The organism is Geothrix sp. SG200, from assembly GCF_022808935.1.
GTDB classification, from domain to species: Bacteria; Acidobacteriota; Holophagae; order Holophagales; family Holophagaceae; genus Geothrix; species Geothrix alkalitolerans.
The window spans coordinates 216,901-229,306 of sequence record NZ_JAKZFR010000006.1 but is presented as its reverse complement, the minus strand read 5'-3'; the positions used below and the strand labels follow the sequence as shown (position 1 = coordinate 229,306).

Here is a 12,406-nt window from a genome sequence, read left to right as displayed (position 1 = left end):
CCTCCTAGGTGGTGGTGGGAATGGGGAATGGGCCGGTGCCCTCGCCGGAACCGGCGGACGCGGGGATGCGGAGGGTGAAGCAGGTGCCCTGGCCCGGGCCGCTGTGGACCTCCAGGGTTCCACCGTGGGCTTCCACGATGCCCCAGCTCACGGCGAGGCCCAGGCCAGTGCCATGGCTTCCCTTGGTGGTGTAGAACGGCTCGAAGATGCGCGGCAGGTCTTCCGGCGGAATGCCGCGTCCATTGTCCTGGACGAGCATTTCCACAGAGCCCTCCGAGCCGGCCCGCGTGGTGAGCTTGATGATGCCGCCGTCGCCGTTGATGGCGTCTCCGGCGTTCAGCAGCAGGTTCACGGCCACCTGCTGGATCTGATTCGCGTCCGCGTGAACCACAGGAAGCTGGGGCGCCAGGTCCAGCGACAGATCCACCTGGTTCAGAGACAGCTGAGTCATCACCACGGACACAGCCCGCCGAACCACCTCGTTCAGATCCATGGGCTTGCGGGCGGGCGGGGTGGGCCGGGCGAAGTCGAGCAGGCCACGGATGATTCCGCGGCACCGGACGGTCTCCCGCACGATCACATCCAGGTCATCGCAGGATTCCTTGTCGCCGTCCAGCCGCTTGCGGAGCAGGGAGGCGTAGCTCAGCACGCCCGTCAGGGGGTTGTTGATCTCGTGGGCCACCCCGGCGGCCAACCGGCCCACGGAGGCCAGCTTGTCCGCCTGGGCCAGCTGGCGCTGGGTTTCGGCCAGCCGCTGGGACATGGTGTTGAAGGCCCCGGCCAGCTCGCCCAGCTCGTGGTTGCCGCTCACGGGGATGGTGGTGCCGAGATCCCCCTCGCCCACCCGGCGGGTCCCCGCCACGAGGGCCGCCACGGGCTTGACCACCAGGCTCCGGTTGAGGAGCCAGAGGATCAGGCCGCCCGCCAGGATGGCCACGGTGGCGGAAAGCCCCATCAGCATCCGGCTGCGGCTGATCTGGCGGTCCACCTCGGCCAGGGACACGTTCACATCAAGGACCCCCAACAGGCTCTGCTTCGCGCTGTGGGCGTGGCAGGCCGCCGTCGAGCAGGAAGGCTCATTGGGGATTGGGTTGATGAGCCCCAGGACACGTGTCCCGTCCGGCGCGCGGAAGGTGCGGGCCCGGGCCTGGATGCCGAGGCGCTCCAGGGGACGTCCCTCGGCATGGCACGCGTAGCAGGCCTCGCCGCGGATATCCAGGCTGGTTCCGATCTCCTCCTCCGCGGAGGAGAACATGATGCGACCCTCCTTGTTGAACACCCGCACCTTCCGGATGCCCTCCCCGCGCAGATCACCCACCGCCCGGATCTGGCGGTGCAGGTTCTCCCGCCGGTTTTCCAGCATGTCGAAGTGGGTGGCGCTCTTGATGGTCTCGCTGAGCTGGTCGGCGCTGCGGGTACGTTCGGCGAGGAGCTGCGCCGTGTGGGATCGGAGGACGGCGAAGGCCATGCCTCCGATCACCACCGCGGTCGCGAGCCCAGCGCCCAGGACGAGCCGCGTGCCGATTCGGGTTCGCATGCCTAGCCTCTCCTCGGCAGCTCCTTCGAGCCTGCGACCGGCCCCTCGGGGAAGACAGAGAAGGTGCGGACGGCGAAGGCGAAGACCGCCATGCCGATGGCCACGAGGCCGAGGGAGACGGTGATCTCCATGGCCGAGGGGAGGTAGCGGGTGCCGGAAGCCGCCTCCATGCCCGTGATGCTCACGTTGAGGCGGTTCATGACGAACCCGAGCACCGCGAGGAAGGCGCCCGCCACCAGCCAATCGGGGTTCGTGCGCAGCCTCCGGAAGGACATCAGCACCACAGGCAGCACCACGCCCAGCGCGAACTCGAGGAGGAACATGCGCCCTTCATAGCTGAGGTCGAAGATCGTTCCGAACGCATGGTTGCGGGCGATCCCCTGGAGCCGCATGAGGCCGTAGATGCCGAGCGCCACCACCATGCCCCGGGCCAGTGGCTCCAGGAGATCCATCTCCAGGTGGCGGTGGAAGGCCCGCTTGCTGAGGTAGGATTCCAGGACGATCATGCCGATGCCCGCCCCGATGGCCGAAATGTAGAAATGCAGCGGCAGCATCGGCGAATACCAGAGCGGGTGCAGCTTGCTGGGAACGATGAGGTAGAGGGATCCCAGCGAGGACTGATGGAGCGTCGAGAGGATCACGCCGAGGATGACCAGGGGCGTGATGAGCTGGTGGATGAACTTCGCCGGCGCGTGGAAGCCGAAGTACTCGAAGACCACTGGCGAGAACTCCACTGCCAGCACCGTGGTATAGAGCATCACGCACCAGGCCACCTCGAACATGACCGAGTGCGTGTTCCAGTAGACGATGGCGTGCCAGATGCGCCAGGGCTGGCCCAGGTCCAGGAGCAGCGCCACGATCACGAAGGCGTAGCCCAGGAAGCCGGTGAGGATGGTGGGGCGCACGATGGGTTCGTAGCGGCGCAGGTTGAAGAGATGGACCACCGCCGTGAGGGTGAAGGCCCCGGCGGCCAGGCCCACGCCGCAGAGGAGGTCGAAGCCGATCCAGAGCCCCCAGGGGAACTGGTCGCTCAGGTTGGTGACCGCACCCAGCCCCTTGGTGTAGCGGATCACCGAGACGGTGCAGAACGCGAGGAAGAGGACTCCGAAGACGGCAGTCCAGAAGCCAGGGCGGAACCGGCGTCCGGCCAGCGTGGCGGGCGTGGTGAGCGTGGTGTTCATGACCGGTCCTCCCGTCCGTGGCCTTGTCCGTTGCGGCCGTTCCCGTTTCCGTTGGCCGCGGCCTTCGCCACCTCCTCGCGCCTGGCGGTGATCCAGTGCACCCCGTAGAGGAAGACGGCCCATACCGCGACGAAGTCCGGAATGTTGGACAGCACCTGCCAGGTCTTCATGGCCGGGGGCTCCCCGGGCAGGTTGGACTTCAGGCCCAGCTTGTCGAAGGGCACGTTGGAGATCATCAGGACCGAGGTTCCACCGGCCTCCGTGAGGCCGTAGATGTGGTCGACATAGGCGCCGGGCTTCTGGCGGATGCGCGTCCGGGCCTCCCAGATCAGGTCCTCCTTCTTCCCGAAGATGGTGGCCTCCGCCGGGCAGGCCTCCGCACAGGCGGTGGGCTTGCCCTCCTTGAGGCGGCCCGCGCACATGATGCACTTGCCGACCACGGGCACGGGGCGGTCCCACTGGTACTTCGGGATCTCGAAGGGGCAGGCCATCATGCAGTAGCGGCAGCCCATGCAGCGCTCGGCATCGTAGACCACGGGGCCTTCCGGCGTCTTCTTCAGGGCGCCCACGGGGCAGACGGAGGCGCAGGTGGGGACTTCGCAGTGCATGCACAGGCGCCGGACGTTGAGGCCCTCCCGCTCCTGGACCGTGGTCCAGGTGTAGGCCGTCAACACCTCCTCTACCTTCCCCGGTAGCTTGTTCTGCTCCTTGCAGGCGGAGCTGCAGGCGCCGCATCCGATGCAGCGCGTGGCGTCAAAGAGAAGGCCCATGCCCATGGGTTCTCCTGCTTTTTCAAGGTGCCCGGGAGACATTCCCGGGGATTCGGAAGAAGCATCCATTCGGCCGGAATCATAGTCAACCCCTTGGTAGCAATTAAAAATGACGATGTTGTCTGATATAAGAAAAAAGCCTCGCTTGCGCGAAGCAGTTCCCAGGAACGGCGCGGGTTAGGCCGCCTGGATCTTGCCGCCAGCCCACCCCATCGGGAGAGGTTTTCCCCTTCCGTCCTCAGTCCCCCTGCGGGTGGGGTTTTGTCACATCGCAACGTGTTCTTGGGACGTCAAAGTCCCCTTTATTTCGGCCTGAAACGAGAAACGCCCCGCACACGCGGGGCGTTTCCCTGACAGCTGAAAGCTGATGGCTGCCAGTTGCTTCTGATCAACACATGCCTTCCATACCGCGACCATGTGGGTCGCGAAGCAGGCTCCAGTGGAGCCTGCGAAGCGGGGCCCCACAGGGAGCGAATCACGACCGTCAGAGCATTCCCCCAAACACCCCCTCTCCCATGCGCTCCAAAAAAAGGCCCCGCAACCGCGGGGCCTTTCCACGAACCGCAGATCGCGGCTGATCAATACATGTCTTCCATACCGCCCATGCCGGGGCCCGCGGGGGCGGGAGCCTTGGGCTCAGGGAGCTCAGTGATGATGGCTTCGGTGGTCAGCATCATGGCGGCCACGGAGGCGGCATTGCGCAGGGCGGACTTCGTCACCTTGGCCGGATCGACGACGCCGAACTTCACCATGTCGCCGTACTCGTTGGTGGCGGCGTTGTAGCCGTGGTTGCCCTTGGCCTCGCGCACGGTGTTGACCACCACGGAGCCTTCGACGCCGGCATTGTTGGCGATCTGGCGGAGGGGCTCCTCCAGGGACTTCCGGACGATTTCGACGCCCGTGGCCTGGTCGCCGACAGCCTTCAGCTCGGCGAGCTTGGGCAGGCTGCGGAGCAGCGCGACGCCGCCGCCGGCCACGATGCCGTCCTCGACGGCGGCCTTGGTGGCGTGCATGGCGTCTTCCACGCGGGCCTTCTTCTCCTTCATCTCGGTCTCGGAGGCCGCGCCCACCTTGATGACGGCGACGCCGCCCACGAGCTTGGCCAGACGCTCCTGCAGCTTCTCCTTGTCGTAGTCGCTGGTGGAGACCTCGACCTGGGCGCGGATCTGCTTCACGCGGCCCTGGATGGCCTCGGTGGCGCCGGCGCCCTCGACGATGGTGGTGTTCTCCTTGTCGATGACGATCTTCTTGGCGCTGCCGAGATCAGCCAGCGTGAGGTTCTCGAGCTTGAGGCCCAGGTCCTCGCTGATGGCCTTGCCGCCGGTCAGGATGGCGATGTCCTCGAGCATGGCCTTGCGGCGGTCGCCGAAGCCGGGGGCCTTCACGGCGGCCACGTTCAGGGTGCCGCGGATCTTGTTCACCACGAGGGTGGCCAGCGCCTCGCCGTCCACGTCCTCGGCGATGAGCAGCAGGGGGCGGCGGCTGTTGACGACCTGCTCCAGCAGGGGCAGGAGGTCGCGCATGTTCGAGATCTTCTTTTCGTAGGCCAGGATGTAGGGGTTCTCGAGCTCCACCTTCATCTGGTCGGGGTTGGTCACGAAGTAGGGGCTGAGGTAGCCGCGGTCGAACTGCATGCCCTCGACCACGTTCAGCTCGGTGTCGCGGCCCTTGGCTTCTTCCACCGTGATGACGCCGTCCTTGCCCACCTTGGCCATGGCTTCCGCGATGATCTTGCCGATCTCCTCGTCGCCGTTAGCGGAGATGGTGCCCACCTGGGCGATGGCGTTGCCCTCGACGGGCTTCTTGATCTCGTCGATGGCCTTCACGACGGTGTCGACGGCCAGGTCGATGCCCTTCTTGATCTCCATGGTGTTGGCGCCGCTCACGACGGCCTTGATGCCCTCGCGGTAGATGGCGCGGGCCAGCACCGTGGCGGTGGTGGTGCCGTCACCGGCGATGTCGGAGGTCTTGGAGGCGACCTCGCGCACCAGCTGGGCGCCCATGTTCTCGTGCTTGTCCTTCAGCTCCACTTCCTTGGCGACGGTGACGCCGTCCTTGGTCATGAGGGGGGAGCCGAACTTCTTCTCGATGAGGACGTTGCGGCCCTTGGGGCCGAGGGTGACCTGCACCGCGTCGGCGAGCTTGTTCACGCCGCGCAGGATCGCCTGGCGGGCATCTTCGGCATAGATGATGGACTTGGCCATTTCAATCTCCAGTTGGTTTCGGGTGAGTTGGGGGAAGCTGCTTCGATGGAGGGGCTTCAGGCTTCAGTCCTGAGTCCTCAGTTCGGGCGAGGCAGATCGAATGGGTCGGCGCCAACCTGAGGACTGAAGGCTGAGGACCGAGGACTGGCCTCAGCCCACGATCGCCAGGATCTCGTCCTCGCGCACGATCACGTGGTCGACACCGTCGATCTTCACTTCCGTGCCGCTGTACTTGCCGATCAGCACCTTCTGGCCGGCCTTCACGGACATGGGGTTGCGAGTGCCGTTCTCGTTGATCTTGCCTTCGCCCACGGCCACGACCTCGGCCTCCATGGGCTTCTCCTTGGCGGTGTCCGGGATGATGATGCCGCCCTTGACGACTTCGGCGGGATCGACGCGCTTCAGCACGACGCGGTCGGAGAGGGGCTTGATGGCCATGGGACCTCCTTGGAAAGAAGAGAAAGAAACGAATGGGACTGTTAGCACTCGGCCACAGCGAGTGCCAAGTCTGTCATCGGCCCCCGACCCGGTCAAGCGGGATCTTCCTGAGTGGCCATAAATCTTAGTGCGCGCAATTCATATTTTCTTCCGCCAAATGTCAGATACCCAAATGCGGACCAGGAGCCCCCGCAGGGTGTAGCCTCAATTCCATGGAACACCTCGCCATCCTGCGCGACCTGCAAGCCACCCTGGACTACCTTCGGACCATTGAGCGCGACCTGTCGGCCCTGCCTCCGGATCTGGCGGTCATGGACACCCGGCTCAAAGCCATCGAGAAGCAGACGGCAGAAAAGACCAAGGCCCTGGAGTCGGCCCGGGTCCACATCCAGGTGAAGACCAAGGAGCTGGCCCAGGCCCAGAAGGAAGAGGAGCGGGCCCGCGCCGCCGTGAAGACCACCAGCCAGAAGGTGCAGTACGCGGCGGCCATCCGCGAGCTGGACGAGAAGGAGCGGCTGAAGTCCTCCATCGCCAAGCCCCTGAAGGCCCTGGAGACTGAAGCGAAGGCCCTGGAACAGGCCCTGGAGACCCTGGAAGCCGAACGGGCCACCCTCAAGGTGAAGTTCGACGAGCTCCATTCGGTTTTCCTGGACGAGCATGCCAACCAGGTTGAGGGGCGCAAGCAGCTCCAGACCAAGCAGGCGCAACTGGAAGCGAAGCTCTCGACCACCGAGGTCGCCCGCTTCCATCGGCTCGCCGGCGCCCGCCAGGGGCGGGTGGTCGTGCCCGTGGAGAACGGCGCCTGCACCGGATGCCATGTCAAGCTGCGCGGCCCCTTCCTCTTCCAGCTGAAGGAGGCCAAGGGTCCCGTGGCCTGCGAGTCCTGCCAGCGGATCCTCTTCCTGCCGTGAGCCTGGCGGACCGCGTCGGGGCCCTGCGGGACCGCATCGCCCGCGCCTGCGAGGCCTCTGGCCGCGACCCAGGCAGCCTTGAACTGCTGCCTGTTTCAAAGAAGCAATCCCTTGCGCTGATCCAGGAGGCGACGGCCTTGGGTTTCACGCGCTTCGGCGAGAACTATGTGCAGGAAGGCGCCGACAAGGCCGCGGCCCTGCCCAACCTGGCCTTCGTCCTCCTCGGCCCGCTCCAGCGCAACAAGGCCAAGCCCGCCCTCCAGCACTTCGCCGAGATCCAGAGCCTGGACCGCCCCGAGCTGGCGGAGCGCCTGCGCCACCTCGCGGAGGAACTCCAGGTGGTGCGCCCGGTCTGGATCCAGGTGGATCTCTGGAACGAGGCCACCAAGCTGGGCGGCTGCGCCGAGGCGGACCTGCCCGCCTTGATCCAGGCCCTGGGCGACGACCCCCGCCTGCCCCTGCGGGGCCTCATGGCCATCCCCCCGCCCGAGGACGAAGCCGCCTTCGTCCAGCTGGCCGGCCTGCGCGAGCGGCTGCAGCAGGACCTGGGGCGCCCCTTGCGCCTCAGCATGGGCATGAGCGCCGACCTGGAGGCCGCCATCGCCGCGGGATCGGACCAGATCCGCATCGGCACCGCCTTCTTCGGCGAGCGAGTGTACGCCCGCTGAGCCATCCTGTCCGGGGGTAGGGCCTCGCAGTCCCATCGGCTTCGTGGTTCGATGGCTCTTTCAGCCCTGGAGCTTCCATGACCACGATCAAGACCGCCACGGCCTCGCTGCCCGTCTCCGCCGACGTGCTGTACGCCTTCCTCTCGGACCTCTCGAAGCACCGCGCCTTCCTGGAGCCGGCCGCCATGAACTTCCAGGGTGAACTGGACCGGCACAGCTACGTCATCGAGGTCATGGGCATGAAGATGCCCCAGGAGCTGGTGGTGAAGGAGCGCGTCCCCGGCCAGCGGGTGGTGCTGGTGCCCGGCGCGAAGAAGATGTTCGACCACGAGCTGCGCTTCGAGATCGCCCCCGCCGATGGCGGCTGCACCCTGCGCCTGGTGGACGAGGCCGACATCCCCATGATGATGGCCATGATGGGTGCCGAGAAGCTGCTCCAGGGCCAGCTCGACAGCGGCCTGGCGCGTATCCAGGAACTGGCTGGGGCCGGGCAGATCTGAAATAAAAGGAATCGAATAAGCGGAGGAGGCGGAGGGACGGAGGAGAGCGGAGTCAAGAATAAGGACTTCCGAGCCTTCTCCTGGCCCACCGTGCCGTCATGGCTTGGCTGACCCGGGATGATTCAGGCATCCTGGCCAGGCCCCCATGCGAAACCTTCTGGTCCTCTTCGGCGCCTCCCTGGCCCTTGCGGCTCAGGTGCCGGAGGTGCGCACGACCGCCAAGGACCGCATGGCTCTGAGCGTCACCATCTACCAGAACGACCTCGCCGCCGTGCGCGATACGCGCCGGGTACATCTGCCCAAAGGCCCCAGCCGCCTCGCCTTCGCGGACCTGCTGCCCTCCCTGCGCCCCAAGAGCGCCGTCCTGCTTGACCCTGGCCACGGTCTCCAGGTGCGCGAGCGGAACTTCGAGTTCAACCTGCTCTCCCCGGCCTCCCTGCTGGATGCCAGCCTCGGCCTGCCTGTGAGGATCAAGGGTGAGGATGGCAAGCCCGACCTGTCAGGCATCCAGATATCGCTGCCCCTGCAACACCCGCCCTTCCGAGCAGGGGCCAAACCCCTCGAACGCATCGCGCGCCTCCCCCAGGCCTTCGTCCAGCCTCCAGATCCGGGGGTGGTCGTCCAGAGTGCCGATGGCACCAGAGCGGCCCTACCCGCCGAACTTGCCTTCAAAGGTATCCCGCCCGAGCTCCGATCCTCTCCCACCCTGGTGCAGGGCCTGGAAATCGACGTAGACGGGACCCGCGACCTCACGCTGCTCTACACCGCCACGCACCTCAGCTGGACCGCTGCCTACGTGGCAAGGTTGGCCTCAGATGGGAAGCACCTCGACCTGGAGGCGTTCGCCACCGTGAACAACCCCGGAGCGGAATTACTTCCCAACACCACCTTGCAACTGGTGGCCGGCGAGCCGAACACGATCTGGGATCCCCCCGAACGGAAGGCCTTCTCCGTGGACGCCACCACGGTTGAAGTGGTCGCCTCGGCCATCGCAGGACCACCCGTTTTCAAGGAGGAAAAGCTCTCCGAATTTCCTCTGTTCACCTTTGATCGGCCGGTGACACTGGGTGCCCATTCCTCGAAGCAGCTCCACCTCTTCTCCGCGAAGCGGATTCCCCTGGCCTCCCGCTTCCTGATCCAGCAGCCCTATGAGGATTACACCGGGTCACCCTCAGCACTCCTGGTCGGGCCGCTGTTCCAGGCCGAACCGGCCCACCCGGGATTCAGCCCCGTGCCCTTGGCCGGACGCCTCGCCTCGCCCGATGGGGAGACCACGCGCAGCCAGTCGGATCTCTTCGAGCGCGAGTGGCCCAGTGGGCAATGGCGCCTCCGCCATCACCCGAAGGTCCAGAGGCTGGCGACCTTCAAGAACACCCGGGCCTCGCGCCTCGGCCGCGCCCTCCCGCTGGGGTCGCTCACCCTCCGCTACCAGGACCCCTTCGGCGCCTTGGTGTTGCTTCCGGGAGAGGGGGACTCCGGCTCCACCTTCCCTCAGACACCCCCCGGCGAGGAGGTGGAACTAATGCTCGGCCCGGCTCGGGGCTTCCGCGTGGAACGAAAGGGACTGGCGGCGGAAGTCCGCCCCGCGGACCCCCTCAGCGATGGCCAGGAAAGGCTCCGCCCTCAGCGCCGCTGGGCGTACACAGTGGAGGTCCGCATCGCCAATGACCGGCCGGAAACAGCATCGGTGACGGTGCGGGAGCCGGTGCAGGCAGGAGGTGAAGTGCTTCGAAAAACCCACCCCGGCCATCGCTCCGGCGAAAACGCCTGGGATTTCGAGGTTCCCCTCCCAGCCCATGGAGAGGCCATTCTGCGCTACACAGCCCTGACGCCACCTGAATCAGTGCCCGAGAGTTCCGAATGAGGTTTTCTGAAAGGATGTTCCCCGTCACGACATGACCAGGTATCGGGCCCACGGCCCGGCACCCCTTCTTTGGAGGTTCCATGCGCCCCGCCCTGCTGCTCGCCGCCCTGCCCTCGCTCCTGGTCGCCCAGGAGTCCGTCACCACGCTGAAAGACCAGAAGGCCCTGGCGGTCACGATCTACAACGACAACCTGGCCCTGGTGAAGGACACGCGGGAGGTGCGGCTGCCGAAGGGCGAGTCCCGGCTGGCCTTCCAGGAGGTGTCGGCCCAGATCCGGCCCGAGACGGCCCTGCTGCGGAACCTGACGTACCCGAAGGACTTCTGGGTGGCGGAGCAGAACTTCGACTTCGACCTGCTCACGCCCCAGAAGCTGCTGGAGAAATACGTGGGCGAGAAGGTGACGGTGGTGCGCAGCGTGCCCAACGAATCCGGCGCGGGGGCGAAGGAGGTGCGCGAGGAGGCCACGGTGCTGGCCACCAACAACGGCACGGTGCTCCAGTTCGCCGACCGCATCGAGACGAGCATCCCGGGCCGCCTCATCTTCCCGAAGGTGCCCGGTAACCTGAGGGCCCGGCCCACCTTGGTGATCAGCCTCAACAGCGGCGCCGACCGCGAGCAGAAGCTGGAGCTGAGCTACCTCACGGGCGGCCTCTCCTGGCGGGCGGACTATGTGGCCAACCTCGCCGCCGATGAGAAGACCCTCGACCTCAGCGGCTGGGTGACCCTCACCAACCAGAGCGGCGCGGCCTACCCCAATGCCACTTTGCAGCTGGTGGCGGGGGATGTGAACCGGGTCAGGGAGCGTGCTGCCGTGCCGGAGTACGCAGCCAGGGCCATGATGGCCCCGCCTCCCCCACCCGCTCCCAAGATGGCCGAGGAGAGCCTCTTCGAATACCACCTCTACACCCTGGACCGCCCCACCACCCTGGCGGTGAACCAAACCAAACAGGTGGCGCTCCTCAGCGCCAGCGCGGTGCCGGTGCGGAAGGAGTACCTGCTCCAGGGCCAGGCCTACTACTACTCCGGCAGCTACGGCGACCTGGGCGACAAGCAGAAGGTGGGCGTGTTCGTCGAGTTCGACAACAAGGAGGCCAGCCGCCTGGGCATGCCGCTGCCCAAGGGCATCATCCGCGTCTACAAGCGGGACGGCGAGGGCCGCGCCCAGTTCGTGGGCGAGGACAGCATCGACCACACCCCGAAGAACGAGGTGGTGCGACTCAAGCTGGGCGAGGCCTTCGACATTACGGCCCGGCGGAAGCAGACCGACTACAAGAGCCTCGGCAAGCAGGGAAAGTACGGCTTCGTGCACGAGTCCGCCTTCGAGATCGAGCTGAAGAACGCCAAGAAGGAGCCCGTCACGGTCACCGTGCTGGAGCCCATGCCCGGCGACTGGGAGGTGCTCCAGAGCAGCCACCCCTGCACCAAGGCCGCCGCCGGCACCGGAAAGTTCCAGGTGGCCGTCCCGGCCGAAGGCAAAGCCACGCTGACCTACCGCGTGCGGGTGAGGTGGTAGGGCGAAGAGGGGCATGTGGGCAGTGCGGACCTGCGCCATACTGAACTGCCATGCCCCTCCCCGCCCGCTTCCTCGCCCGTCTGCGACGCCTGCCCCTGCGCCTCCGCGGGCGGCTGGGCGGCGGCACCGAGGGCCTGCATCCATCGAAGCTCAAGGGCGCGGGGCTCACCTTCGTGGAGAACCGGCCCTACGTGCCGGGCGATGATCCCCGTTTCATCAACTGGCCCCTGACCGCTCGCACGGGCGAACCGATCATGAAGCGCTTCGAGAGCAGCCGCGACTTGGTGCTGTGGCTGGTGGTGGACCCCTCGCCCTCCATGTTCCTGGGCGATCCGGTCTCGCCGCTGCGCTGGGCCCTGGAGCTATGCGGCGCCGCCTTCGCCACCCTCCAGGCCACCGGCGACCGCTTGGGCCTCATCGTCCCCGGCGACGGACGCACCCCCGCGCTGCGGATCGCGCCCAAGCGGGGTCGCATCCACGGCCTGCGCATCCTGGAGACCCTGGCCGAGCGCGGCCCCTCCATTCCCACGGAGGCCGCCTGGCGCGAGGCCCTGGGCCACTGGGGCGAGCATGGCAAGGGGCACCGCCTTTGGCTCTTCAGCAACGGCGCGGGTTTGCAGGGCCTGGCGCCCCTCCTGAAGCCCCTGGCCACGCGGCACCGGCTGGTCTGGTTCCAGCCGGAGACACCTGAGGGGCCCAAGGCCCCGACCTGGCCCGACCCGGGCTTCTCCCCCGCCATCGAGCGGCAGCGCTGGGACCTCCTGGAGGACCCCATCGTGAAGCTGAATGCCTGGCTTCGGGCGGGGGGGGCCTAGGCGT

At 66.7% G+C, this 12,406-nt stretch carries 11 protein-coding genes; 6 read left to right on the top strand and 5 right to left on the bottom strand.

Annotated elements, in window-relative coordinates; genetic code table 11:
- Positions 1–4 precede the first annotated feature (4 nt).
- The 5 genes from ML539_RS13055 to ML539_RS13035 form a co-directional block, all read right to left on the bottom strand.
- Positions 5–1,537 (bottom strand): ATP-binding protein, encoded by a 1,533-nt coding sequence (locus ML539_RS13055; RefSeq protein WP_243324507.1) that lies wholly within the window; start codon positions 1,535–1,537, stop codon positions 5–7.
- Between the two features lie 2 nt (positions 1,538–1,539).
- The gene (gene nrfD, locus ML539_RS13050; protein ID WP_243324505.1) at positions 1,540–2,718 is read right to left on the bottom strand and encodes an NrfD/PsrC family molybdoenzyme membrane anchor subunit; all 1,179 of its coding nucleotides are present in this window, start codon (positions 2,716–2,718) and stop codon (positions 1,540–1,542) included.
- Positions 2,715–3,494, bottom strand: a complete 780-nt coding sequence (locus ML539_RS13045) for a 4Fe-4S dicluster domain-containing protein (protein ID WP_243324503.1) — start codon at positions 3,492–3,494, stop codon at positions 2,715–2,717. Before ML539_RS13045 ends, nrfD begins: the two co-directional genes overlap by 4 nt.
- Before the next feature lie 572 nt (positions 3,495–4,066).
- Positions 4,067–5,692 (bottom strand): chaperonin GroEL, encoded by a 1,626-nt coding sequence (gene groL / locus ML539_RS13040; protein WP_243324501.1) that lies wholly within the window; start codon positions 5,690–5,692, stop codon positions 4,067–4,069.
- 150 nt (positions 5,693–5,842) lie between these two features.
- Positions 5,843–6,130: a co-chaperone GroES gene (locus ML539_RS13035; protein WP_243296006.1), complete on the bottom strand. Its 288-nt coding sequence runs from the start codon at positions 6,128–6,130 to the stop codon at positions 5,843–5,845.
- Between the two features lie 212 nt (positions 6,131–6,342).
- On the opposite strand from ML539_RS13035, the gene ML539_RS13030 reads away from it, so the two are divergent.
- The 6 genes from ML539_RS13030 to ML539_RS13005 all read left to right on the top strand — a co-directional run bounded on the left by ML539_RS13030 (position 6,343) and on the right by ML539_RS13005 (position 12,402).
- Positions 6,343–7,041, top strand: a complete 699-nt coding sequence (locus ML539_RS13030; RefSeq protein WP_243324500.1) for a hypothetical protein — start codon at positions 6,343–6,345, stop codon at positions 7,039–7,041.
- Positions 7,038–7,709: a YggS family pyridoxal phosphate-dependent enzyme gene (locus ML539_RS13025; RefSeq protein ID WP_243324499.1), complete on the top strand. Its 672-nt coding sequence runs from the start codon at positions 7,038–7,040 to the stop codon at positions 7,707–7,709. The genes ML539_RS13030 and ML539_RS13025 overlap by 4 nt, the downstream gene beginning before the upstream one ends.
- A gap of 77 nt (positions 7,710–7,786) precedes the next feature.
- Positions 7,787–8,209, top strand: a complete 423-nt coding sequence (locus ML539_RS13020) for an SRPBCC family protein (RefSeq protein ID WP_243324490.1) — start codon at positions 7,787–7,789, stop codon at positions 8,207–8,209.
- Between the two features lie 145 nt (positions 8,210–8,354).
- Positions 8,355–10,073 (top strand): DUF4139 domain-containing protein, encoded by a 1,719-nt coding sequence (locus ML539_RS13015; protein ID WP_243324488.1) that lies wholly within the window; start codon positions 8,355–8,357, stop codon positions 10,071–10,073.
- An 80-nt stretch (positions 10,074–10,153) separates the two neighbouring features.
- Positions 10,154–11,587: a DUF4139 domain-containing protein gene (locus ML539_RS13010; protein WP_243324478.1), complete on the top strand. Its 1,434-nt coding sequence runs from the start codon at positions 10,154–10,156 to the stop codon at positions 11,585–11,587.
- Between the two features lie 50 nt (positions 11,588–11,637).
- Positions 11,638–12,402, top strand: a complete 765-nt coding sequence (locus ML539_RS13005; RefSeq protein WP_243316841.1) for a DUF58 domain-containing protein — start codon at positions 11,638–11,640, stop codon at positions 12,400–12,402.
- Positions 12,403–12,406: the final 4 nt, after the last annotated feature.